Source organism: Variovorax sp. GW821-FHT09D05 (assembly GCF_059416325.1).
The window spans coordinates 263,659-286,205 of sequence record NZ_JBWKOZ010000004.1 but is presented as its reverse complement, the minus strand read 5'-3'; the positions used below and the strand labels follow the sequence as shown (position 1 = coordinate 286,205).

The window sequence follows — 22,547 nt, the reverse complement described above, 5'->3', positions numbered from 1 at the left end:
CGATGCGTATGCCCCGAATGCTCCGTCAGCTGATGCATCGCCGCATCGTGATGGTTTCCGCCCTGGTGCTGCTGGTGATCGCGGTGCTCGCGATCGGCGCGCCGCTGTTCGCCTCCATCGACCCCAACGACACGGCCGTGCTGGATCGCCTGAAGGCGCCGAGCGCCGAGCACCTGCTCGGCACCGATGAACTGGGCCGCGACCTGTATTCGCGCATCGTGCACGGCGCGCGCTACTCGCTGGCCATCGCTGCGCTTACGGCGCTGGGCGCGGTCATCGCCGGCACGGTGCTGGGCCTGATGGCCGGCTTCTTCCGCCGGCTCGACGCGCCGCTGATGCGCGTGGTCGACGCGATGATGTCCTTCCCCGACATCCTGCTGGCCATCGCGCTGGTGGCCATCCTCGGGCCCTCGCTGATGAACACCGTGCTGGCGCTGGTGCTGGTCTACACGCCGCGCGTGGCGCGGGTGGTGCGGGCCTCGACGCTGGTGGTGCGCGAGCTGCTGTTCGTCGAGGCCGTGCGCGCGCTGGGCGTGCGCACCTCGCGCATCCTGTGGCGGCACATCTTGCCGAACCTGATGTCGCCGATCCTCGTGCAGGTGTCGTTCATCTTCGCGTACGCGATCCTGGCGGAGGCGGGCCTCTCGTTCCTCGGCGTCGGCGTGCCGCCCGAGATCCCGACCTGGGGCACCATGGTCGCGGGCAGCCAGCAGTACGCGCACCAGGCCTTCTGGGTAGTGCTGTTCCCGGGGCTCGCGATCATCTTCACGGCGCTGTCGCTGCAACTGCTGGGCGATGGCGTGCGAGATTTGCTCGACCCCAAGCTGAAGAAGACCTCGTGATGACGAACACAACCCCACGCCTCACGGTCAGCAACCTGAGCACCAGCTTCCCCACCGAAGACGGCCTCGTGCGTTCGGTGGCTGACGTGAGCTTCTCCATACAGCCCGGCAAGACGACCGCGCTGGTCGGCGAATCGGGTTCGGGCAAGTCGGTCACCAGCCTCACGCTGATGCGCCTGCTGCCCAAGACCGCGAACGCGCAGGTCAGCGGCAGCGCCTCGTTCGTGACGCGCGAAGGCAAGACGCTCGACCTGCTGCAGATCGGCGAACGCGAGATGCGCTCGCTGCGCGGCAACCAGCTGTCGATGATCTTCCAGGAGCCGATGACCAGCCTGAACCCGGTGTTCACCATCGGCGAGCAGATCGCGGAAAGCGTGCGCCTGCACAAGGGCCTCGACCGCAAGGCGGCGCTGGCCCATGCGCTGCGCATGCTGGAGCTGGTCGAGATACCGGCCGCCGCGCAGCGCATTCACGAGTACCCGCACCAGCTCTCGGGCGGCATGCGCCAGCGCGTGATGATCGCGCTGGCCATGGCCTGCGACCCGACGCTGCTGATTGCCGACGAGCCCACCACCGCGCTCGACGTGACCATCCAGGCGCAGATCCTCGAGCTCATGCGCCGGCTGCAGGCCGAGACGGGCATGAGCATTCTCTTCATCACCCACAACCTCGGCGTGGTCGCGCACCATGCGGACGACGTGGTGGTGCTCTACGCGGGCCGCGTGGTCGAAAGCGCGCCAGTGCGGCCGCTGTTCGCGCAGCCCGAGCATCCGTACACGCAGGGCTTGCTGGCCTGCCTGCCGGGCAAGGCGCGCCTGCCCGGCCAGCCCAAGCCCAAGCGCCTGTTCGCCATTCGCGGCCAGGTGTCGAGCCCGCTGGCACCGCCGCCGGGCTGCGCTTTCGAGCCGCGCTGCGATCTCGCGCTGGCCGGCTGCACCGCCGGGATGCCGCCGCTGATCGAAACGCACCACGGCCGCCAGGCGCGCTGCATCCGCGTGCAGCCGGCGCAACCACTCGTGAGGGTCGCATGACCGCTGTTTCTTCTTCTCCACTCATCGAAGTCCGCGGACTCAAGAAATACTTCGGCAGCAGCGACCGCCCGGTGCGCGCGGTCGACGACGTGTCGTTCGCGATCCAGCCCGGCGAAACGCTGGGCCTGGTCGGCGAATCGGGTTCGGGCAAGAGCACCATCGGCCGCACCGTGCTGCGCCTGCTCGAACGCACCAGCGGGCAAGTGCTGTACCGCGGCGACGACATCGGCACGCTGTCGGGCGAGCGCATGCGCAAGCTGCGCAGCAAGCTGCAGATCATCTTCCAGGACCCGTACGCCAGCCTGAACCCCAAGATGCGCATCAGCGCGATCCTCGGCGAGGCGCTGTCCACGCACGGCCTGCACAAGGGCGCGGCGGCGCGCGACAAGCGCATTGCCGAGCTGCTCGAGACCGTGGGCCTGCGCGCCGAGCATGCGAGCCGCTTTCCTCACGAGTTCTCGGGCGGGCAGCGCCAGCGCATCGGCGTGGCGCGCGCGCTGGCCGTGGAGCCCGAATTCATCGTGGCCGACGAGCCGCTGTCGGCGCTCGACGTGTCCATTCAGTCGCAGGTCATCAATTTGCTGGCCGACCTGCGCGAGCGGCTGGGCCTGACGATGCTCTTCATCTCGCACGACCTCGACGTGGTCGAGTACCTGTGCGACCGCGTGGTGGTGCTGTACCTGGGCAAGGTGATGGAAGTTGCCACCACCGAAGAGCTGTTCGCGCGGCCCTCGCATCCCTACACACAGGCGCTGCTGGCCGCGAGCCCGAAGCCCGACCCGGAGGTGGCGACCGAGCGCATTGCGCTGAAGGGCGACATCCCGAGCCCCATCTCGCCACCCTCGGGCTGCGTGTTTCGCACGCGCTGCCCGCATGCCATCGAGGCCTGCGCGCAGACTGTGCCGCCGCTCGAAGAAATTTCGGCAGGACACTACAGCGCCTGCATCCGCAAAGAACTGCTATCCAACATTGCCGCATGACCATGACCGACAAAGCCGTCGCCGCCAACGATTTCAACGACCCGCTGCTGGGCAGCAACTTCAAGGGCTACCCGCGCACCCAGGCGCCGCGCCGCCGCAGCGAGATCGGCGCTGCCGGATGGAACGTGCTCGCCGGTGACCTGCCGCTGCCGCTGGCCGTGCTCAAGCGCGAGGCGCTCGAACACAACCTCGCCTGGATGCAGTCGCGCGTGCGCGAATGGGGCATCGACCTCGCGCCGCATGGCAAGACCACCATGTCGCCGCAGCTCTTCCAGCGCCAGCTCGACGCCGGCGCCTGGGGCCTGACCTTCGCCACCGTCACGCAGCTGGCCGTGGGAGTGGCGGCCGGCGCGCGCCGTACGGTCATCGCCAACCAGGTAGTGAGCGACGAAGACCTCGCGGGCATCCAGATGCTGCTGAGCGAGCATGTCGACCTGCGCATCGTGTTCCTGGTCGATTCGCTGGCGCAGCTCGCGCTGATAGAGGACTGGGCGAAGCGCCACCCCGCGAGCGTGCCCTTCGAGGTGATGATCGAGATCGGCGTCGATGGCGCGCGCACCGGCTGCCGTACGCACGAGCAAGCCGTGGAGCTGGCCACACGGCTGCGCGCGAGCGATGCGGTCAAGCTCGTGGGCATCGAGTGCTATGAAGGGCAGGGCGCCACCGGCCAGAGCGAGCCCGATGCGGCCTACGCGAAGACGCTGATGGACCGCGTGGAAGCCGTGGCACGCCATTGCGATAGCGAAAAGCTGTTCGAGACCGACGAGGTGCTGGTTTCGGCCGGTGGCTCGGCCATCTTCGACCTCGTGGCCGGGCGCCTGAAGCCCGCGCTCGGCGCGCCGGTGCGCGGCCTGCTGCGCTCGGGCTGCTACGTCACGCACGACCATGGCTTCTACAAGCGCATGGTGAGCGCGGTCGATGAGCGCCTGGGCTGCGGCTGTGGCGAGAGCCTGGTGCCGGCGATGGAAGTCTGGGCTACGGTGCAATCGCGCCCCGAGCCGGGCCTGGCGATTCTTGCGGTCGGCAAGCGCGACATTTCCTTCGATCTCTCGCTGCCCGTGCCCATCGCACGTGCTGCACGGGGCGTGCTGCAGCCGCAGGCCGTGCCCGCGGGCTGGAAGATCACCGCGCTCAACGACCAGCACGCCTACCTGCGCTGGGACGCGAGCGAGGAAGCCGAAGCGCCCAAGGTCGGCGACCGGGTCGGCCTCGGCATTTCGCACCCCTGCACCACCTTCGACAAATGGCACTGGATGCCCGTGGTCGAGAACGACTACCGCGTGAGCGACGCCGTCGCCATGCACTTCTGAGCACGCTGCGATGACACCCTCCCTGCTTCAGAAAATCGCGCAGATCCGCAGCGACGCCCCGGCGACGCGGCGCGCGATTCTCGACCTGATCCTCGAAGACCCCGACCGCGTGCTCGAAGAGAGCTTCGAGCAGCTGGCCGAGCGCTCGCGCAGCTCGGTGCCTACCATCATGCGCACTTGCCGCGATCTCGGCTTTGCCGGTCTGCGCGAATTCAAGCTCGCGCTCGCGCAGGAGCTGGCGCTCGGTGGCTCGCCGCTGCACCGCCGCGTGAACATCGAGGACGCGGCCGACGAAGTGGTCGGCAAGATCGCGCGCAGCGCGGCGGCATCGGTCTCGGGCGTGCGCGGCCAACTCGATATGCAGGTGCTCGACGGCGCCGTGGCGGCGATTGCGGCGGCGCCGCACGTGGACTTGTACGGCGCGGGCGCGACCTCGTGGTTCATGGCCAACGACCTGCAGGCGCGGCTCTTCAGGCTCGGCCTGTCGGCCAATGCCTGGGCCGACTACCACCTGCAGCAGGTGGCCGGCGCGGCGCAGCGGCCGGGCGGCGTGGTCATCGCCATCTCGCACGTGGGCGGCATGCCCTCGCTGCTCGACGCGGTGGACATCGCGCGCGGGCAGGGCGCCAAGGTGGTTGCGCTGACGCGGCCTGGCACGGCACTCGCGGCCAAGGCCGACTTTCTGCTCGGCCTGTCGGTGCCCGATGACGCGGTGATGCACGTGGGCATCGATGCCTACCTGACGCACCTCACTGCCATCGAGATCCTTACCGTGCTCGTGGCCCAGCGCCGCGGCGAGCCCGCCGTGCAGCGCCTTCAGCGTGCACGCGAAGCCTTCCAGCGCCACGGCATCGATGCCACCACGCACCCGCTGCAAAGCTGGGACGGCGGCGGCATCAACAGCAACAAGGGAGCCGCATCGTGAGTGCGACGACAGGCAAGGCCATCCTGCTCGAAGCTGGCCTGGTGGTCGACGGCTCGGGCGGCCCTTCGTGGCCCGGCGACGTACTGCTGCAGGGCGACCGCATCGTCGCGCTCGGCGAAGGCCTGCGCGAGCGGCTGCCCGATGGCCTCGCGCTGGCCGACGTCGAGATCGTCGACTGCCGCGCCAAGGTCGTCGCCCCTGGCTTCATCGACGCGCACACGCACGACGACGCCATCGTGCTGCGCGACCCGCTGTGCCTGCCCAAGGTGTCGCAGGGCATCACCACGGTGGTGACGGGCAACTGCGGCATCTCGCTCGCGCCCTACCGCACGCCGCAGTCGCTGCCGCCGCTCACGCTGCTGGGCGCCGATTCGTTCAAGCACGCGACCATGGCCGAGTACCGCGCGGCGGTCGATGCGACGCGGCCCGCGCTCAACGTGGCAGCGCTGGTCGGCCACACCACACTGCGCTTCGCCACCATGGAAGCTCTGGACCGCCCCGCCAGCGCCGATGAGATGGCGCGCATGGAAGCGCTGCTCGACAGCTGCATGGCCGACGGTGCGCACGGCATGTCGTCGGGCCTGTTCTACGAAGAGGCCTTTGCTGCGCCCGCCGAAGAAGTGACGGCGCTGGCGCGCGTCGTGGCACGTCATGGCGGCGTGTACGCCACGCACCTGCGCAGCGAGATGCAGCAGATCATCGAGGCGCTGCACGAGGCCGGCGACTCGGCTTTCAATGCCGGCGTGCCGCTCGTCATTTCGCACCACAAGTGCGCCGGCCCCGCCAACTGGGGCCGCACGAAAGAGACCCTGCCGCTGATCGAGTCGCTGGCGCAGCGCCAGAAGATCGCGATGGACGTGTACCCCTACGTGGCCGGCTCGACCGTGCTACGCGAGGATCTTGTCGATGGCGTGATCGACGTGCTGCTCACTTGGTCCGACCCGCATCCGGAGATGACGGGGCGCCTTGTCTCCGACATCGCGCGCGAGTGGGGCGTCACCGAGCAGGAGGCCTGCCTGCGCCTGAAGCCGGGCGGCGCCTGCTACTTCCAGATGCAGGAGGAAGACGTGGAGCGCGTCATCGCGCATCCGCTCACCATGATCGGCAGCGACGGCCTGCCGCACGACCGGCATCCGCATCCGCGCCTGTGGGGGGCTTTCCCTCGCGTGTTTGCGCGCTACTGGCGCCAGCGCAGGCTGTTCACGCTGGAGCAGGCCGTGCACAAGATGACCGGCATGACCGCGCGCAACCTGCGCATCGCCGACCGCGGCCTGCTGCGCACCGGCGCGATGGCCGATGTGGTGGTGTTCGACCCCGAGACCATCGCCGACACCGCGACCTACGACCAGCCGCACGGCGTGAGCCTCGGTGTGGAGCGCGTGTTCGTGAACGGCGTGCTGGCCTACCGCGGCGGCGAGGCCGAAGCACGGGTGCTGGCGCGCGCGGGGCGGATGCTCACGCGCGGGAGCTGATCAGGCGAACACCAGGCAGGCCGGCGTCGGCACTTGTGCCACCTGCACCGGCTGGTCCAGCTTGCCGTTCGCGGGGTCGATGCGCAGGCGCAGGATGGCGTCGCCTTTCTGGCTGAGCGCGTAGAGGTGACTGCCACTGGGCGCCATCGCGAGCGCGCGCGGGAAGCGCAGGCCTTCGCTCCAGTGCTGCAGCGGTGTCAGCGTGCCGCTGGTTGCATCGACGCGGAACGCTGCAATGCTGTCGGCCAGCGGGTGTTCCGACTTCAGCCGGCGGTTGCTCGCGTAGAGAAACTGCCCCGAGGGATGCATCACCAGCGCCGCCGAGTTTTTCTGGCCGGTGAAGTCTTGCGGCACTGTCGAGATCCGCTGGCGTTGTCCGTCTATCAGGCCGCTGGCCGCGTCGTAGCCGAAGCAGGCGACCGTGGCATCGAGTTCGTTCACCAGGTACAGGAAGCGTTGCGACGGATGCAGCGCCAGGTGGCGCGGGCCGCTGCCGGGCTGCGTGGCAGTGCGGCCGACCAGTGCCAGCTTGCCGTCGGTGAGCGTGAAGACGTTGATGCGGTCGCTGCCGAGGTCGGTGGCGAGCACGCGCTGGCCCGAGGCGTCGAACTGCACCATGTGCGGGTGTGGCGACTCCTGTCGTTCTGTGTCGGGGCCGGAGCCGGTTTCCTTCTCAATGCTCGATACCTTGCCGAGCTTGCCGTCCGCACCGATCGGCAGCACGTTGTAGGCGCCGCCGCCATACAGGGCCACGACCAGGGCGCGCCCGTCGGGCGACACTGCCAAGTGCGCCGGGATCACGCCTGACAGCGACAGCGGCTGGCGGTTGATCAGCGTCAGGCGGCCACTGCGCTCATCGATGGCATAGGCTTCGGCCGTTCCGGTGGGCAGGCCCTGGTAGGTGTCGATCTCGTTGATCGCGTACAGGAAGCGCTGGCTGGGGTGCACCGCTAGAAACGAAGGGTTCGCGCTGGTGACTGCTTGCACCTGTGTCCAGGCGCCGTCCTGGATGGCGAGCACGTAGATGCCCTTCGACGCTGGCCCGCCAGCGGTGCCGCCCGGGGCGTCACTGGTGTAGGTGCCGACATAGGCAAAGCGCGGTGCGGGTGTGCTGCGACTGGTGGCTGCGTTTGCCGTGTCCGGGGTTTGTGCGTTTGCGGGTAGCCACGGCGTCAACGCACCGAGGGCGGAGGTGCTGCCGATCCATTGCATGACTGTGCGGCGTTGGGTCATGGGGTTCCTCTCGTGATTAGGCTCGATGGTTTTTGTTCAGGGCGTGTACGAATGACACCGGGTACTCCCCTCCGCGAATGTCCCCCGGCCTTCGGCCTCCTCCTTTATTTCGCTGCGGGGAGCACCCGATGCCATTCGCACATGGACGCGGCTGTTGTGCTGGCCGATCAACCAGTGCTCTGAACGATCACGTCGATGGGGTGCCTTGCGCAGCGAAATAAAGGAGGAGGCCGAAGGCCGGGGGACATTCGCGGAGCAAGGTACCCCGTCGGCGTGATCGCACCCCTGAGCCGAAAAAACTAGGACTTGCCGGCCCGCGGCGGCTTCATATGCTGCCGAGCCATCGCCAGAAAAGCCATGGCAGCCGGGTTGAGCGGGTGCTTGGCCAGCCGGATGGCGACCACCGGGTACTCCAGCGTGGGCCGCACCACGCCCAACGCCCGCAGGTTGGCCGGCATCAGCACTTCCACATAGCGCGGCAGCAGCGCTACCCCTGCACCCGCCTGGATGAGGCCGAAGGCTGTCGACAGCATCGACACGTGATGCACCACGCGCGGGTACACGTTGGCCATGCTCGACAGTTGGCGGCTCACGGCACGCCACACATTGGCGTCGGGGTTGACGTGGATGAAGGGCAGCGCCTCCAGGTGCCGGGCCTCGACCACGGCGTGCTGCGCCAGCGCATGGTCGTCCCGCACGAAGAGGGCCATGCGGTCGGAGAACAGCGGCTCCGTCGCCAGCTCCGAGTGCTTCTGGCCGATGTCGGAGCCGAAGCCCAGGTCGGCCTCCTGCGAGAGGATGCGCGAGATCATCTGATCCGCGGTGCTGTCGAGCAGCGTGGTCGCAAGCGTCGGGTGCTTCTGCGAAAAGCGGCCGAGTAGCGGCGGCAGCAGGGCGCCGGCGGTCAGGTGGCCCACCGCCAGCACGATGCGGCCTTCGCGCAGCTGCGACTGCGAGCGGCAGGCATCGACGGATTCATCGATCAGCCGCAGCGCACGCACGGCCGTGTCGACCATCATCTGGCCCGCATTGGTCATGCGGATGCGGCGGCCGCGCACCACCAGTGGCTGCGCCAGCTCTTCTTCCAGGCGCTTGACCAGATGGCTGATGGCCGGCTGCGTAAGCTGCAATGCCTCGGCCGCCAGTGTGAAGCTGCCCGTTTCGGCCACCGCCGTCAGCGCCCGCAACTGCTGCAGCGAGATCTCTTCAGCGGTGTTCCTTGCCATAAACAGCTTTGATAGTTGAATAAGCAGAATTATCTGGCTTGATGCGCTGCCGCTGCATAGCATCCTTTTTTCGTTCACAGGCAAGAATTCCGTATATGAAACGCCTCCAGTTCCTCCAGGTGCTCGCCGTTGCGCTCGGCATGGCCGCTTCGTCCGCCAGCCTGGCCCAGGGCTACCCGAACAAGCCGATCCGCCTGATCGTGCCGTTCCCGGCGGCCGGCGCCACCGACCTCTTCGCCCGCACGCTGGGGCAGAAGATGGGCGAGAAGCTCGGCACCACACTGGTGGTCGACAACAAGCCCGGCGCCGGCGGCGCCATCGGCTCCGACCAGGCTGCCAAGGCCCCGGCCGACGGCTACACGATCCTGCTGGCCACCACCAGCACGCATTCGATCGGCCCGGCCGTCAGCAAGCTGCCCTACGACACGGTGCGCGACTTCACGCCCATCGCGCATGTAGGCGACGCGGCCAGCATCATGCTGGTGCCGGTCAATTCGCCCGCCAAGACGGTGCGCGAGTGGATCGACTACGCGAAGAAGAACCCCGGCAAGCTCAACTACGCATCGAGCGGCAACGGCACCATCGTGCAGCTCACGGCCGAGCTGTTCAAGGCGCAGGCCGGCGTGTTCGTCACGCACATTCCCTACAAGGGCACGGCGCTGGCCATTCCCGACCTGATCAGCGGCAAGATCGACGTGCTGTTCGACTCGCTGCCCACCGGCATGCCGCACGTGCGTGACGGCCGCCTGCGCGCACTGGGCGTTACCTCGCTCAAGCGCAGCCCGCTGGCGCCCGAACTGCCGCCCATTGCCGACACGCTGCCGGGTTACGAATCGAACACATGGTTCGGCTTCTACGGCCCGAAGGGCCTGCCGGCCGACATCGTCGCGAAGATCAACAAGGCGGCCAACGAAGCGCTGGCCGATCCTGAAGTGAAAGAGAAACTCGCCCGCCTGGGCATCGAGACCGCGACTCCGGGCACGCCCGACCAGTTCGCGAAGATGGTCGCCGCCGACGCTGCCAAGTGGAAAAAGATCGTCGTCGACCGCAAGATCACCAACGAATGAAGCAGAGAAAGAAGAGCACGCCTAAATGAACTTCGATTTCAACAACCCCTACCTCTCGACGCGCATCCCGATCTTCGCGCGCAACGTGGTGTCGACCTCGCACCCGCTGGCCTCGCAGGCCGGCCTGCGCATCCTGCATCAGGGCGGCAACGCGGTCGATGCGGCCATTGCCACTGCCGCCGTGATGACGCTGGTCGAGCCGGTGAGCAACGGCCTGGGCAGCGATGCCTTCTGCATCCTGTGGGACGGCAAGGAGCTGCACGGCCTCAATGCCTCGGGCCCGGCGCCCAAGGCATGGACGCCCGAGTACTTCAAGGCCAAGTACGGTGCCGACGCGGCCAATCCGCCCATGCGCGGCATCGACTCGGTCACGGTGCCGGGCGCGGTGCGCGGATGGGTCGCCATGAGCGAGCGCTTCGGCAAGCTGCCGTTCGCCGACCTGCTGGTGCCGGCCATCGACATCGCCGAGCGCGGCTATCTGGTGCCGCCGGTGGTGCAGGGCAAGTGGGCTGCGGCCACGCCGCTGCTGGGCTCGCAACCGGGCTTTGCGCAGACCTTCCTGCCGTGGGGCCGCGCGCCCGAGGTGGGCGAGCTGTTCCGCTTCACGGCCGCCGCGCGTGCGCTCAAGGCCATTGCACGCACCAAGGGCGAGGCCTACTACAACGGCGAGATCGCCGAGGCGCTGGCGAAGTTCTCGGCCGAGCAGGGCGGTGCGCTCACGGTGGCCGACCTCGCGGCCTACCAGCCCGAGTGGGTCAAGCCGATATCGCGCGACTACCGCGGCCACACGCTGCACGAGATTCCGCCTAACGGCCAGGGCATTGCCGCGCTCATCGCGCTCGGCATTCTCGAAAAGTTCGACATCGCCTCGCTGCCGGTCGACTCGGTGCAATCGCAGCATCTGCAGATCGAAGCGATGAAGCTGGCCTTTGCCGACGTGTACCGCTACGTGTCGGAACGCAAGACGATGGAAGTCACGACCGAGCAGATGCTCGACGATGCGTACCTCGCCTCGCGCGCCCGCCTCATCGATGTGAAGAAGGCGCAAGACTTCAAGGCCGGCAACCCCGTGAAGGGCGGCACCATCTACCTCACGGCTGCCGACGAGAGCGGCATGATGGTGAGCTTCATCCAGAGCAACTACATGGGCTTCGGCTCGGGCTGCGTGGAGCCCGAATTCGGCATCAGCCTGCAGAACCGTGGTCACGGCTTCAGCCTGAAGGCCGAGAGCCCGAACGTGGTGGCGCCGGGCAAGCGCCCGTTCCACACCATCATTCCGGCCTTCCTCACCAAGGACGGCCAGCCGGTGATGAGCTTCGGCGTGATGGGCGGCAACATGCAGCCGCAGGGCCACATGCAGACGCTGGTGCGCATGCTCGACTACAAGCAGAACCCGCAGGCCGCCTGCGACGCGCCGCGCTGGCGCTTCAACGCGGGGCTCGAGATCAACGTCGAGGCTGCGATGAACCCGGCCACGGTGCAGGGCCTGCGCGACCTGGGCCACCACCTGGAAGTGATCAACGACTCGTACCAGGACTTCGGCGCCGGCCAGTTCATCTGGCGCGCGGGCGAGCCTTCGGTCGAAGGCTATGTGGCTGCCAGCGACCCGCGCCGCGACGGTGTGGCGGCGGGGTATTGAGCAAGGTCTCGAGGTTCCCGCGATGATCGGGGGATGAACAAGACAGCCGCATCGCTCGGCATCCCAACTCACGACGGCGCAAGAAAAGGCTATGCGTCCGGTCTGATACTCGCCACGCTGGGCGCCATCGCGTTCAGCGGCAAGGCCATCATCGTCAAGCTGGCGTACCGCTACGGCGTGGACGCCATCACGCTCATCATGCTGCGCATGCTGTTCGCGCTGCCGCTCTTTGCCGTGATGGCATTGTGGGCGGGGCGCGGCAAGCCCGCGCTCACCGGCCGCGACTGGATCGGCGTGATCGGGCTCGGCTTCTCGGGCTACTACCTTGCGAGCTTTCTCGACTTTGCGGGGCTCGCGTACATCTCGGCCAGCTTCGAGCGGCTGATCCTGTATCTCAACCCCACGCTGGTGCTGCTGTTCGGCTGGCTGATGTACCGGCGGCGCGCCACGCGCCAGCAGGTGCTGGGCATGGTCGTGAGCTATGCCGGCGTGCTGCTGGTGTTCGGCCACGAACTGTGGACCGGGGGCGGCGGCAAGGGCGGCGGGGCGGCGGCGTGGGGCGCGTTCCTGGTGTTCCTGAGCGCAGTGAGCTATGCGGGCTACCTTGTCTACAGCGGCGAGTTCGTCAAGCGCCTCGGGTCGCTGCGGCTCGTGGGCCTGGCTACCACCGTGGCCTGCGTGCTGTGCATCCTGCAGTTCGTGCTGACGCGGCCGATGAGCGTGGCGATGCAGGTGGCGCCCGAGGTGATCTGGCTGTCGGTGCTCAACGCCACGCTTTGCACGGCAGTGCCCGTGCTGATGGTGATGATGGCCATCGAACGCATCGGCCCCGCCGTGGCCGCGCAAACCGGCATGATCGGGCCGTTGTCGACCATCCTCATGGGGGTGGTCATACTGGGCGAGCCGTTCACGCCGTGGATCGCGGCCGGCACCGTGCTCGTCATCGCGGGCATTTTCGTTTTCACACGCAAGGGGCGCTGAAGCCCCTTGCCGTACTGACTGACTCACAGGAGCAACAACATGGATCTGGGTATTGCAGGCAAGACAGCGCTGGTGTGCGGCGCGAGCAAGGGGCTGGGCTACGGCTGCGCCGAGGCGCTGGTGCGCGAAGGCGTGAACGTGGTGATCGTGGCGCGCGGCGCCGAGGCACTGGAAGCGGCTGCGAAGAAGCTGAACGAGGCGGCCGGTGCATCGGGCCCGTTCGTCAAGCATGTGGCCGCCGACATCACGACCGAAGCCGGCCGCGCCGCAGTGTTCGCGCTGGGCCATGACTTCGACATCGTCGTCACCAACGCGGGCGGCCCGCCGCCCGGCGACTTCCGCAACTGGGACCGCGAGGCGTGGATCAAGGCGGTCGATGCCAACATGCTCACGCCCATCGAGCTGATCAAGGCCACGGTCGACGGCATGGCCAAGCGCGGCTTCGGCCGCATCGTGAACATCACGTCGAGCTCGGTGAAGTCGCCCATCGACATCCTGGGCCTGTCGAACGGTGCGCGAAGCGGCCTGACGGGCTTCGTGGCCGGCGTGGCGCGCACGCCCATCGCGGCGCAGGGCGTGACCATCAACAACCTGCTGCCGGGTTCCTTCGACACCGACCGCCTCAAGGGCACGATGGCCGGCGCGGCGCAGAAGTCGGGCCAGGACTTCGATACCGTGTGGGAAGCCCGCAAGAAGAACATTCCTGCGAAGCGCTTCGGCACGCCGGCCGAGTTCGGCGCCATCTGCGCGTTTCTCTGCAGCATGCAGGCCGGCTACATGACCGGCCAGAACGTGCTCGCCGACGGCGGGGCCTACCCGGGCACGTACTGAGCTCGCCCCCAGGCTGCGCGAGGCCCGGTGTTTTCAGCGCCGGGACGCCACCACGATCCCGCCCACGATAAGCAGAAACGCCGCGCCGTGGTACCAATGCGGCGGCTCCCGCAGGAAGGCCGCCGACAGCACCGCCGCGAACAGCGGTGTGAGGTTCATGAAGATGCTTGCCGCCTGCGGGCCCGCGCGCTGCACGCCGGTGCCCCAGCAGCGATACGCCACTACCGCGGGCCCGATGCCGATGAACAGCATCGCGGCGATGAGCGGCCAGCCCAGGTCGATGTGGGCGGGTGTCAGCGTCCATTCACCGGCGGCCAGCGCGCCCGACCATGCGACACCGAACACCAATTGCGACATCAGGAACGCGGCCCAGTCCTGCCGCACGGCCTTGGGTTCGTGCGTGCGCGCCAGCAGCCAGCTGTAGAAGGCCCAGGCGATGGTGCCCAAAATCATGTAGAGGTCGCCCGGCACCAGCCGCAGCCCAAGCAGTTGCTGCCATTCGCCGCGGCTGAGCACCAGCAGCACGCCCACCATCGACAGCAGCGCGCCACCGATTTCGCGGGCACTGATGCGTGCGCTGAAGAACAGCGCCCCGGTCGCGAGCATCCACAGCGGGAGGCTGGAGCCGACCAGCGTCACGTTGATGGGCGTGGAGGTCTGCAGCGCCAGGTACTGGAACGCGTTGTACAGGCCGATGCCCAGTAGCCCGAGTACCGCGTAGCGTTTCCAGTGCTCCCACAGCGGGCTGTTGCGGCGCAGCACCGGCGCGGCCAGCGGCAGCAGCAGTGCGAACGCGATGACCCAGCGCACGAAGTTCAGCGTGAGCGGCGACACCATGTCGCGCACCAGCCGGCCGACCACGGCATTGCTGGCCCAGAGCAGCGGCGGAACGACGAGCAGGAGAACGGTGAGGGGAGCGAGGCGCTGCGGCTGTGTCTGCATGGCCGCCGACTCTACCGGGCAATGATGCCCCGCGCCGCCACGGGAAACCCAGACGTGGCAGGATGCCCATCCCTCTTCTTTTCCTGTGTGTGGAGACTGCAACGATGATGAGCAAAGCCGTCCGTATCGACCGCCATGGCGGCCCCGAAGAACTGAAGATCGTCGACGTGGAAGTCGGCGAGCCCGGCCCCGGCGAGATCCGCATCCGCCACAAGGCCGTGGGCCTGAATTTCATCGACACCTATCAGCGCAGCGGGCTCTACCCGTTCGCGATGCCGCTGCAGTTGGGCATGGAGGCCTCGGGCATCGTCGAGGCGGTGGGCGAGGGCGTGACGCACCTGAAGCCCGGCGACCGCGCCGCCTATGCCAGCCCGCCGCCGGGCGCCTACTGCGAACTGCGCGTGATGCCGGCCAAGTGCGTGTGCAAGCTGCCCGACGACATCTCCTTCGAGACTGGCGCGGCCATGATGCTCAAGGGCCTGACCACCCAGTACCTGCTGAAGAAGACGCTGCCGGCCGAAGGCCTGCAGGCCGGCGACTTCATCCTGTTCCACGCTGCGGCCGGCGGTGTTGGCCTGATCGCCTGCCAGTGGGCCAAGGCGCTGGGCCTGCAGCTGATCGGCACGGCCGGCAGCGATGCCAAGTGCAAGCTCGCGCTGGCGCACGACGCGGCGCACGCCATCAACTACAGCACCGAGAACTTCGCGGCCCGCGTGAAGGAAATTACCGGCGGCAAGGGCGTGAAGGTGGTGTACGACTCGGTGGGCAAGGACACCTTCGAAGGCTCGATCGACTGCCTGCGCCCCTTCGGCCTGCTTGCCATCTTCGGCAACGGCTCGGGCCCGGTGCCGCCGGTCAACCTCGGCTTGCTGGCGTCCAAGGGCTCGCTCTATGTGACGCGGCCGACGTTGTTCACGCACATGGCCACGCGCGAAAGCACGCAGGCGATGGCCGACGACCTGTTCGCGGTGGTGCAAAGCGGCGCGGTGAAGATCCCGATCGACCAGCGCTATGCACTGGCCGACGTGCAGCAGGCGCACCGCGACCTGGAGGCGCGCAAGACCACGGGCTGCACGATCCTGACGCTCTGAGCGTCGACAGTCTTGTCCTACCGGCGGTGGGGTGTCATGCCTTCGACTTGTGCCGGGTGCACTTTGTAGCCTGTGAACACAGCGTAGAGACGAGCCAGCCCATGACCACAGTTCGCACTTTCATCGTCGAAGACAACCCGACCATCCGCAAGAGCCTTGTGGGTACGCTGCGCGAGGTGGCACGGGTCGATCCGGTCGGCGAGGCCGAGTCGGAGGAGGAGGGCTCGCGCTGGCTGTCGGACAACCTGTCGCAATGGGACCTGGCCATCGTCGACCTGTTCCTGAAGGACGGCACCGGTTTTCGCGTGCTCGAAGCCTGTCGCCACCGCGGGCCGTCGCAGAAGATGGTGGTGCTCAGCAACTACGCCACGCCCGACATGCGGCGCAAGTGCGTGCACCTCGGTGCCGATGCCGTGTTCGACAAGGCCACCGAAATCGACGACCTGATCGACTACTGCCTGCGCCACCGTCAGGCGCAGTTCAGTTCGCCCGCCGCACACTGAGGCAGGGGCAATTTTTCGCCGACCGGCAACCGAGCCGGACTTCGCCGAAAATGCATCCCCAAAGGCGCGAGGAGCACGCGCCGGGCTCCGCAAATTGGCGACGAGATTCATGCGCGGAAATCACACATTCCCCTGCTGAGTCGGCCTGCGCGCCTGCAACGCGCAGCGCCCCAAGTTGCAACATGTCCCGCCCCCGCTTTCTTCCCGACAACTTCACCTTCGCGCTTCTCTCGGTCGTGACCTTTGCCAGCCTGCTGCCTGCAAGCGGCAAGGTGGCGCATTTCTTCGAGCTGCTCACGACCGCCGCCATCGGGCTGCTGTTCTTCCTGCATGGCGCCAAGCTGTCGCGCGAGGCGATCTTGAACGGGCTCACGCACTGGCGGCTGCACCTGCTGGTGTTCGGCAGCACCTTCGTGCTGTTTCCCATGCTCGGGCTGGCGCTCAAGCCACTGCTCCTGCCGCTGGTGACACCAGAGCTCTACACCGGCGTGCTCTATCTGTGCGTGCTGCCTGCCACGGTGCAGTCGGCTATCGCCTTCACGGCGATGGCTCGGGGCAACATGCCTGCCGCGATCTGCAGTGCATCGGCCTCCACGCTGCTGGGTGTGTTCATCACGCCGATTCTGGTCAATCTGGTGGTGCTGCCGAACGGCGGCCACGCAAGTTCGTCGCTGGACTCGATCGGACGCATCCTGCTGCAGTTGATGGTGCCGTTCGTGGCGGGGCATCTGCTGCGGCCGTTGATCGGCAAGTGGATACAGCGCCGCGCTGCAGTACTGAAATTCGTGGACCAGGGCTCGATCCTGCTGGTCGTCTACACGGCATTCAGCGCGGCCGTGATCGAGGGGTTGTGGAAGCAGGTGCCCGCGCATGCGCTGGTCGGGTTGCTGGTGGTGTGCGCGGTGGTGCTGGGGCTGGCGCTGAGCCTCACGACCCTGCTGGCGCGCAAGCTGGGCTTCGATACCGAGGACGAGATCACGATCGTGTTTTGTGGCTCCAAGAAGAGCCTGGCCAGCGGCATACCGATGGCGAAGGTGCTGTTCGCTTCGCACGCGGTGGGCGCGATCGTGCTGCCGCTGATGCTGTTCCATCAGATGCAGCTGATGGTGTGCGCCGTGCTGGCGCAACGCTATGCGCGGCGGGGGCGCGAGGCTTCCGTGCTGAAGACGGCCGAGCAGGCCGACTAGTCGGTCAGCCCTCGATCTTTCCCAGTCGAGACTCTCTCAGCCGGCTGGGCGCCAAGGCTCCGGCCGACTCCAGGATCGGATACGCAATCGAGCAGATGTGCGAGTTGATCCGCTTCAGGTCGCTGATCAGGTCGATGTGCAGCGAGCTGGTCTCGATGCTCAGCGTCGTGCGGTCCGACAGCCGGTCCAGGTGGGTCGTGGCGTAGGCCCGCTCCAGGTTCCGGAAGCGCACCTTCTCTTCGAGCAGCTTCTGCGCATCGCGCACGTTGCCGTTCAGGAACACGCTCATGCTCAGCCGCAGGTTGGCCACCAGCCGCCCATGCAGCTCGACGATTTCCGCCATGCCCGCTTCAGAGAAGTTGCGCTGCGGTTTGATCTTCTTGTCTTCCACGTCGATGATCACGCGCTCGATGATGTCGCCGATCTGCTCCATGTTGATCGTGAAGCTGATGATGTCGGTCCAGCGCCGGCTTTCCTCTTCGCCCAGCGCCTCGCGCGAGATGCGGGTCATGTAGTACTTGATGGCCGAGTACAGCTCGTCCACCGTGTCGTCGAGCTGCCTCAGTTCCTGCGCGAGCCGCAGGTCGTTGTGGCGGATCACGTCGAGCGTGCCGATCAGCATGGTCTCCACGATGTCGGCCTGGTGCAGCGCTTCGCGCGCGGCGTTCGAAATGGCGAGCGAGGGCGTCGACAGCGCCGACGGATCGAGGTGATGCGGCCGTGAGGTGCCGGCCGGCTGCTGCGGCACCGGCAGCATGCGCGTTACCAGCTTGGCGACCCACTGCGTGAGGCCGATGAACCCCACGCTGATCACGATGTTGAACGCCAGGTGGAACAGCACTACGCCGTGTGTCTGGTTGGGCAGCTGCGGCTGCACGTAGCGGATCCACAGGCCGATGAAGGGGGCGACGACGGCCACGCCCAGTGCCTTGAAGAGCAGGTTGCCCACAGTCACCTGCCGCACGGCCACCGCCGACTTGGCCGTGGTCAGCACTGCGAGCAGGCCGCTGCCCAGGTTGGCGCCGAGCACCAGGCCGAGCGCCACGTCCAGCGGCACCACGTTCGACGTGGCCATGGCCGCGACCAGCAGCACCACTGCGAGGCTCGAATAGGCCACGATGGCCAGCACCGAGCCGATGGTGATTTCAAGCAGCACGTCGCTGCTGATCGATGCGAGCAGCGCGCGCACGGCCGGCGAGGAGAACAGCGGCTCGGTCGCCTCCACCACCAGCTGCAGCGCCAGCAGCATCAGCCCGAGCCCGATCAGCACCCGGCCGACGCGCCCCGCCACGGTGGCCGAGCGCGTGATGAACAGCACCACGCCCACGAAGATGAACATTGGCGAAAGCCACGACAGGTCTGCCGAGAACAGCACCGAGATCAGCGCAGTGCCCACGTCTGCGCCCCGCATCACCGCCAGCGCCGCCGGCAGCGTAACCAGGCCTTGCCCGACGAAGGACGAGGTCATGAGCGAGGTGGCGGTGCTCGACTGCACCAGGGCCGTCACGCCGATGCCCGAGAGGGCGGCAGTGAAACGGTTGCGCATGCTCTGCACGAGGATCTTGCGCAGGTTGGCGCCGAACACACGCAGCACGCCGGTGCGGACCAGGTGCGTGCCCCATACCAGCAGGGCCACGGCCGCCAGCAGATTCAGGAGATGCTTCATGGGGGTCGGGTTCTATCCTTTTCGTTCTGGTTCGTTTCGACCCCATTTTCCACAAGTGAGCGCTTCAGTCGATCAGTGCTCCGTTGTCGTGGAAAGGATAGGGGCCTTCGAAGCTGCCTGATGCCGCGAGATGGGTGACGAGCCGGCGTCCGCGCGCTGACCACGCGTGCACCCGGAATGAAGGCGGCTCCAGTGTCCAGGCTGAGTCCGCGTCCGGAGCCAGATCGAGGCAGACCTGATGGGCCTGCGCCGGCGAGGTCGAGGCGATGGTGCCGCCGAAACGCACGTCGATGGCACGGTGCAGGTGGCCGCAGATAACACGCTCGACGTTGCTGTAGCGCGAGAGCAGGGCTTCCAGCGCATCGGCGCCTTGCAGCAGGCCGATCTCGTCCATGTGGCCAATCAGCGTTTCGAAGGGCGGGTGATGCATGGCGACGACGACGGGCTCGTCGCGGCAGGCGTCGAGCTGTGCTTCGAGCCAAGCCAGCCGCTTCTCGCACAGCGAGCCGTGGCTGGCACCGGGCACGCAGGTGTCGAGCGTGAGCAGGCGCAGGTCGCCGACGCGCACCGAGTACTGGATGAAGCCGTCTGTATCGGCGCCCGTGCCCATGTAGGCATGGCCGGGGAAGCTGCGGCGCAGTTGGTCGCGGTCGTCGTGGTTGCCGGGCATCAGGTAGACCGGCATGGTCAGCGGAGCCAGCAGGCGGGCGAGGTGTTCGTACTCGGCGGTGCGGCCGAAATCGGTCAGGTCGCCGGTGACGACCACTGCGTCGGGTTGCTGGCGCAAGGCGAGCACCGACTGCACGGCGCGTTCGAGGTACGGCGCGGTGTCGATGCGGCCGTAGGCCAGCCGGCCCGGCTCGCGGATGTGCAGGTCGGTCAGCTGGACCAGGACGGTGTTCTTGCTCTGAGTTGTCGTCATGCGCTTGTCTCCTGCGACGTCATCAGCCGGTCGGGGTGGATGCGAAGACCCACCGCGTCGCCCGGCCCGAAGGGATTGTCGCGCCCTACATCGGCCACCAGCACGGGCTGGTCTCGCAGGCGCAGGTGCAACTGCACGCGGTCGCCGAGGAAGGTGCGGCGCTCGACGGTGGCGGCGCCCCAGTTGGGCTGCGGCGCGTTGACCTCGATGTCTTCAGGCCGCACTAGCAGCATCGCATGGCCTTGCCACGCGCCCGGGCAGGGCACGGTTGATCCACCGAGTCGGACAACACCTTGCGCGATGGCATCGGCCTCGCGCTCCAGGCGGTTGACCCGGCCCAGGAACTCGGCCACGAAAGGATGCGCGGGCGCACGGTACAGGTCTTCGCCACGGCCCACCTGCACGATGCGGCCGGCGCGCATTACCGCGAGCCGGTCTGCGATGGCGAGCGCCTCCTGCTGGTCATGCGTGACGTGGATGGCCGTGATGTGCAGGCGACGCAGCAGCTCGGCCAGTTCGTCGCGCAGCGATTCCTTGAGCTTGGCGTCGAGCGCGGCCAGCGGCTCGTCGAGCAGCAGCACGCGCGGGCGCACGGCCACGGCGCGCGCCAGGGCCACGCGCTGGCGCTGGCCGCCGGAGAGTTCGGTGGGGCGCTTGTTCTCCAGGCCGCCCAGGCGCACCAGGTCGACCAGCTCGCCGACGCTGCGCTTTTCCTCATCGGGCGAGACGCCGCGAATGCGCAGGCCGTAGCCGATGTTGGCCGCCACCGTCATCTGCGGAAAGAGCGCGTAGCTCTGGAACACCATGCCCACGCCGCGATGCTCGACCGGGCGCTGCGTGACGTCTTGGCCGCCGAACACGATGCGGCTGCCCGCGTCGGGTGCTTCGAGCCCCGCGATCAGCCGCAGCAGCGTGGTCTTGCCGCAGCCCGAAGGGCCCAGCAGCGCGAGCACCTCGCCCGCCTCGACCTTCAGGTCGGTGGGCTGCAGGCCGCGCGTGCCGTCTGCGTAGGTCTTTGCGCAGTTCGTAATGTCGACGGGGATGCGTTCAAGTTCCATGGCGTTTCTGCATCAGGTTGGCAAGGTACTGCAGGCCCCACAGCACCGGAAGAATGACGGCGAAGAAGACCAGCGTGTAGGCCGATCCGATCTCGATGCGCATCGAGGCATAGCTGTCGGCCAGGCCCACGGGCAGCGTGCGGGTGAGCGGGGTGTGCAGCATCCACGTGAGGTTGAACTCGCCCACCGACAGCGTGAACACCATCAGGCTGCCGGCCACGATGGCCGGGAACACGGCCGGCACCAGGATGCCCATGAAGCGCTGGCGGAAGTTGGCGCCCAGCGAGCGTGCAGCCTCTTCGAGCGCGAGCAGGTCGTCGCGCTGGAAGGCCGAACTCACGGTGCGCACCATGAAGGGTAGCGTGAAGATCATGTGGCCGACGAGGATGAAGGCGAAGCTCTGGCGGAAGGCGGTGAGCTGGCCGTAGGCGAGGATCAAAGCCAGCGCCGTCGCAAGGCCCGGCACCGCGACCGGCAGTGTCAGCAGCTCTTCGAAGATGCGCGCGGCGCGCGAGCGGCTGCGCGCCAGCGCATAGGCGCAGGGCACGCCCAGCAGCACGGTGCCGACGACGCAGGCCACGGCCAGCGCGAGCGACCAGCCGACGGTGCCGCCGTAGTTCTCCCACACCTCGCCGAGCCAGCGCAGCGTAAGGCCGCTCTTGAGCCCGGCGCTGTAGTTGTTGACGAGCCCCGCCATCACCGACAGCAACATCGGCGCGATCATGAAGAGGCTCACGATCACCGTGACGGCGAGCAGGAAGGGGGCCTTCGGTTGTGTGTTCTTGTGCATGTGCGCGGGCCTCAGCGTGCCACGGGGTTCGCGCCGAAGCGGCGCGCCACGAACAGCACCAGCCAGGTCACGATGCCCAGCGAGATCGACAGCGACGCGGCGAGCGCGAAGTTGGCGTAGTTGGTGAACTCGTTGTAGATGGTGATCGGGATCACCTCGAACTTGCTGGCCAGCGTGAAGGCCGTGCCGAAGGCGCCCATCGACGTGGCGAACAGGATGGCGCCGCACGCCAGCGTGGTGGGCGCGAGTTCGGGCATCCATACGTCGCGCGCCACTCGCAGCCGCGAGGCGCCGAGCGAACGCGCCGCTTCTTCGAGCTGCGTGTTCATCGACTCGGCTGCCGCTGCATAAGTGGCAATGGCGCGCGGCAGCGAGAAATACAGGTACGCCAGGAACAGCCCGAGCAGGCCGTAGGCGAAGGTGATGCGCTCGCCGAACAGGCTGTCGCCGATGTCGGCCACCACGCCTTGCCGCCCGCCGAGAAGGATCACGAAGAAGCCGATGATCACGCCCGGAAACGACAGCGGCAGCGTGAGCAGCGACAGCAGCACACGCTTGCCGATAAAGGCATGGCGCGCCAGGTAGATGCCGACGGCCGCGCCCAGCACCAGCGTGGCCAGCGTCACGGCCACGGAGAGCGCGACCGTGTTGGCCATGCTCGTGAGGTAGCGCGCATCGGTCAGCACCGCGAAGTAGGTGGCCCAGCCTTTGTCGGCAGGCAGCGTGAGCAGGCGCACCACCGGCAGCAGCCAGAAGGCCGCGAAGAAGGCGGCCGCGGGCGCGACGCAGGCCAGCAGGCGCCAGCGCGGGTTCCAGGCGTTGGAAGCGTTGGAGAGGGTGGCTTGCGTCAT

Annotated in this window: 21 protein-coding genes; 13 read left to right on the top strand and 8 right to left on the bottom strand. The window is 67.5% G+C overall.

The annotated features are described in order from the left end of the window. Nucleotides 1-2: 2 nt before the first annotated feature. The 6 genes from AC07O3_RS12595 to AC07O3_RS12570 are packed head-to-tail and all read left to right on the top strand — an operon-like array spanning nt 3 to nt 6,560. The gene (locus AC07O3_RS12595; protein WP_495339456.1) at nt 3-842 is read left to right on the top strand and encodes an ABC transporter permease; all 840 of its coding nucleotides are present in this window, start codon (nt 3-5) and stop codon (nt 840-842) included. Then, entirely contained in the window at nt 842-1,873 is a 1,032-nt protein-coding gene (locus AC07O3_RS12590; protein WP_495339455.1) for an ABC transporter ATP-binding protein, read from the top strand. The genes AC07O3_RS12595 and AC07O3_RS12590 overlap by 1 nt, the downstream gene beginning before the upstream one ends. Next, nucleotides 1,870-2,853: an ABC transporter ATP-binding protein gene (locus AC07O3_RS12585; protein ID WP_495339454.1), complete on the top strand. Its 984-nt coding sequence runs from the start codon at nt 1,870-1,872 to the stop codon at nt 2,851-2,853. The genes AC07O3_RS12590 and AC07O3_RS12585 overlap by 4 nt, the downstream gene beginning before the upstream one ends. A 2-nt stretch (nt 2,854-2,855) precedes the next feature. Continuing rightward, entirely contained in the window at nt 2,856-4,163 is a 1,308-nt protein-coding gene (locus AC07O3_RS12580; RefSeq protein ID WP_495339453.1) for an amino acid deaminase, read from the top strand. A gap of 10 nt (nt 4,164-4,173) precedes the next feature. After that, on the top strand, nt 4,174-5,088 hold the full coding sequence (locus tag AC07O3_RS12575) for a MurR/RpiR family transcriptional regulator (protein WP_093048748.1): 915 nt from the start codon (nt 4,174-4,176) through the stop codon (nt 5,086-5,088). Further along, nucleotides 5,085-6,560: an N-acyl-D-amino-acid deacylase family protein gene (locus AC07O3_RS12570; protein WP_495339452.1), complete on the top strand. Its 1,476-nt coding sequence runs from the start codon at nt 5,085-5,087 to the stop codon at nt 6,558-6,560. The genes AC07O3_RS12575 and AC07O3_RS12570 overlap by 4 nt, the downstream gene beginning before the upstream one ends. Here AC07O3_RS12570 and AC07O3_RS12565 read toward each other — a convergent pair whose 3' ends face one another. Both AC07O3_RS12565 and AC07O3_RS12560 read right to left on the bottom strand, forming a co-directional pair. Beyond that, nucleotides 6,561-7,793: a lactonase family protein gene (locus tag AC07O3_RS12565; RefSeq protein WP_495339451.1), complete on the bottom strand. Its 1,233-nt coding sequence runs from the start codon at nt 7,791-7,793 to the stop codon at nt 6,561-6,563. It abuts the gene before it with no gap. A 299-nt stretch (nt 7,794-8,092) separates the two neighbouring features. After that, nucleotides 8,093-9,019: a LysR family transcriptional regulator gene (locus AC07O3_RS12560; protein WP_093172375.1), complete on the bottom strand. Its 927-nt coding sequence runs from the start codon at nt 9,017-9,019 to the stop codon at nt 8,093-8,095. A gap of 95 nt (nt 9,020-9,114) precedes the next feature. Here AC07O3_RS12560 and AC07O3_RS12555 point away from each other — a divergent pair, with 95 nt between their 5' ends. Genes AC07O3_RS12555 through AC07O3_RS12540 form a run of 4 tightly spaced genes read left to right on the top strand, consistent with a single transcriptional unit; the run spans nt 9,115 to nt 13,537 of the window. Beyond that, on the top strand, nt 9,115-10,086 hold the full coding sequence (locus AC07O3_RS12555) for a Bug family tripartite tricarboxylate transporter substrate binding protein (RefSeq protein ID WP_495339450.1): 972 nt from the start codon (nt 9,115-9,117) through the stop codon (nt 10,084-10,086). Nucleotides 10,087-10,111: 25 nt separating this feature from the next. Further along, nucleotides 10,112-11,725: a gamma-glutamyltransferase family protein gene (locus AC07O3_RS12550; RefSeq protein ID WP_495339449.1), complete on the top strand. Its 1,614-nt coding sequence runs from the start codon at nt 10,112-10,114 to the stop codon at nt 11,723-11,725. A 33-nt stretch (nt 11,726-11,758) separates the two neighbouring features. Beyond that, on the top strand, nt 11,759-12,706 hold the full coding sequence (locus tag AC07O3_RS12545) for a DMT family transporter (protein WP_093075770.1): 948 nt from the start codon (nt 11,759-11,761) through the stop codon (nt 12,704-12,706). Between the two features lie 39 nt (nt 12,707-12,745). Next, nucleotides 12,746-13,537, top strand: a complete 792-nt coding sequence (locus tag AC07O3_RS12540) for an SDR family oxidoreductase (protein WP_258350866.1) — start codon at nt 12,746-12,748, stop codon at nt 13,535-13,537. A 33-nt stretch (nt 13,538-13,570) separates the two neighbouring features. On the opposite strand, the gene AC07O3_RS12535 is transcribed toward AC07O3_RS12540, so the two are convergent. After that, nucleotides 13,571-14,479: a DMT family transporter gene (locus AC07O3_RS12535; protein ID WP_495339448.1), complete on the bottom strand. Its 909-nt coding sequence runs from the start codon at nt 14,477-14,479 to the stop codon at nt 13,571-13,573. Between the two features lie 107 nt (nt 14,480-14,586). On the opposite strand from AC07O3_RS12535, the gene AC07O3_RS12530 reads away from it, so the two are divergent. From AC07O3_RS12530 to AC07O3_RS12520, 3 genes are all read left to right on the top strand, one after another. Beyond that, nucleotides 14,587-15,570, top strand: coding sequence for a quinone oxidoreductase family protein (locus AC07O3_RS12530; protein WP_495339447.1), 984 nt, complete (start codon nt 14,587-14,589; stop codon nt 15,568-15,570). A 101-nt stretch (nt 15,571-15,671) separates the two neighbouring features. Continuing rightward, nucleotides 15,672-16,073 (top strand): response regulator, encoded by a 402-nt coding sequence (locus tag AC07O3_RS12525; RefSeq protein ID WP_093048906.1) that lies wholly within the window; start codon nt 15,672-15,674, stop codon nt 16,071-16,073. Nucleotides 16,074-16,255: 182 nt separating this feature from the next. Beyond that, nucleotides 16,256-17,260 (top strand): bile acid:sodium symporter family protein, encoded by a 1,005-nt coding sequence (locus AC07O3_RS12520; RefSeq protein WP_354337378.1) that lies wholly within the window; start codon nt 16,256-16,258, stop codon nt 17,258-17,260. Nucleotides 17,261-17,264: 4 nt separating this feature from the next. On the opposite strand, the gene AC07O3_RS12515 is transcribed toward AC07O3_RS12520, so the two are convergent. From AC07O3_RS12515 to AC07O3_RS12495, 5 genes are all read right to left on the bottom strand, one after another. Further along, nucleotides 17,265-18,926: a Na/Pi cotransporter family protein gene (locus AC07O3_RS12515; protein WP_093172362.1), complete on the bottom strand. Its 1,662-nt coding sequence runs from the start codon at nt 18,924-18,926 to the stop codon at nt 17,265-17,267. A 64-nt stretch (nt 18,927-18,990) separates the two neighbouring features. After that, complete coding sequence (locus tag AC07O3_RS12510) at nt 18,991-19,848, bottom strand: phosphodiesterase (RefSeq protein WP_307613711.1); 858 nt, start codon at nt 19,846-19,848, stop codon at nt 18,991-18,993. Then, the gene (locus AC07O3_RS12505) at nt 19,845-20,906 is read right to left on the bottom strand and encodes an ABC transporter ATP-binding protein (RefSeq protein WP_495339446.1); all 1,062 of its coding nucleotides are present in this window, start codon (nt 20,904-20,906) and stop codon (nt 19,845-19,847) included. Before AC07O3_RS12505 ends, AC07O3_RS12510 begins: the two co-directional genes overlap by 4 nt. Beyond that, nucleotides 20,896-21,696 (bottom strand): ABC transporter permease, encoded by an 801-nt coding sequence (locus AC07O3_RS12500; protein WP_093172355.1) that lies wholly within the window; start codon nt 21,694-21,696, stop codon nt 20,896-20,898. Before AC07O3_RS12500 ends, AC07O3_RS12505 begins: the two co-directional genes overlap by 11 nt. Before the next feature lie 11 nt (nt 21,697-21,707). Beyond that, nucleotides 21,708-22,547 (bottom strand): ABC transporter permease, encoded by an 840-nt coding sequence (locus tag AC07O3_RS12495; protein ID WP_093048924.1) that lies wholly within the window; start codon nt 22,545-22,547, stop codon nt 21,708-21,710.

Coding starts and splice junctions, on each gene's coding strand:
- AC07O3_RS12595 (WP_495339456.1), top strand. CDS start 3: ATGCGTATGCCCCGAATGCTCCGTCAGCTGATGCATCGCCGCATCGTG.
- AC07O3_RS12590 (WP_495339455.1), top strand. CDS start 842: ATGACGAACACAACCCCACGCCTCACGGTCAGCAACCTGAGCACCAGC.
- AC07O3_RS12585 (WP_495339454.1), top strand. CDS start 1,870: ATGACCGCTGTTTCTTCTTCTCCACTCATCGAAGTCCGCGGACTCAAG.
- AC07O3_RS12580 (WP_495339453.1), top strand. CDS start 2,856: ATGACCGACAAAGCCGTCGCCGCCAACGATTTCAACGACCCGCTGCTG.
- AC07O3_RS12575 (WP_093048748.1), top strand. CDS start 4,174: ATGACACCCTCCCTGCTTCAGAAAATCGCGCAGATCCGCAGCGACGCC.
- AC07O3_RS12565 (WP_495339451.1), bottom strand. CDS start 7,793: ATGACCCAACGCCGCACAGTCATGCAATGGATCGGCAGCACCTCCGCC.
- AC07O3_RS12560 (WP_093172375.1), bottom strand. CDS start 9,019: ATGGCAAGGAACACCGCTGAAGAGATCTCGCTGCAGCAGTTGCGGGCG.
- AC07O3_RS12555 (WP_495339450.1), top strand. CDS start 9,115: ATGAAACGCCTCCAGTTCCTCCAGGTGCTCGCCGTTGCGCTCGGCATG.
- AC07O3_RS12550 (WP_495339449.1), top strand. CDS start 10,112: ATGAACTTCGATTTCAACAACCCCTACCTCTCGACGCGCATCCCGATC.
- AC07O3_RS12545 (WP_093075770.1), top strand. CDS start 11,759: ATGAACAAGACAGCCGCATCGCTCGGCATCCCAACTCACGACGGCGCA.
- AC07O3_RS12540 (WP_258350866.1), top strand. CDS start 12,746: ATGGATCTGGGTATTGCAGGCAAGACAGCGCTGGTGTGCGGCGCGAGC.
- AC07O3_RS12535 (WP_495339448.1), bottom strand. CDS start 14,479: ATGCAGACACAGCCGCAGCGCCTCGCTCCCCTCACCGTTCTCCTGCTC.
- AC07O3_RS12530 (WP_495339447.1), top strand. CDS start 14,587: ATGAGCAAAGCCGTCCGTATCGACCGCCATGGCGGCCCCGAAGAACTG.
- AC07O3_RS12525 (WP_093048906.1), top strand. CDS start 15,672: ATGACCACAGTTCGCACTTTCATCGTCGAAGACAACCCGACCATCCGC.
- AC07O3_RS12520 (WP_354337378.1), top strand. CDS start 16,256: ATGTCCCGCCCCCGCTTTCTTCCCGACAACTTCACCTTCGCGCTTCTC.
- AC07O3_RS12515 (WP_093172362.1), bottom strand. CDS start 18,926: ATGAAGCATCTCCTGAATCTGCTGGCGGCCGTGGCCCTGCTGGTATGG.
- AC07O3_RS12510 (WP_307613711.1), bottom strand. CDS start 19,848: ATGACGACAACTCAGAGCAAGAACACCGTCCTGGTCCAGCTGACCGAC.
- AC07O3_RS12505 (WP_495339446.1), bottom strand. CDS start 20,906: ATGGAACTTGAACGCATCCCCGTCGACATTACGAACTGCGCAAAGACC.
- AC07O3_RS12500 (WP_093172355.1), bottom strand. CDS start 21,696: ATGCACAAGAACACACAACCGAAGGCCCCCTTCCTGCTCGCCGTCACG.
- AC07O3_RS12495 (WP_093048924.1), bottom strand. CDS start 22,547: ATGACGCAAGCCACCCTCTCCAACGCTTCCAACGCCTGGAACCCGCGC.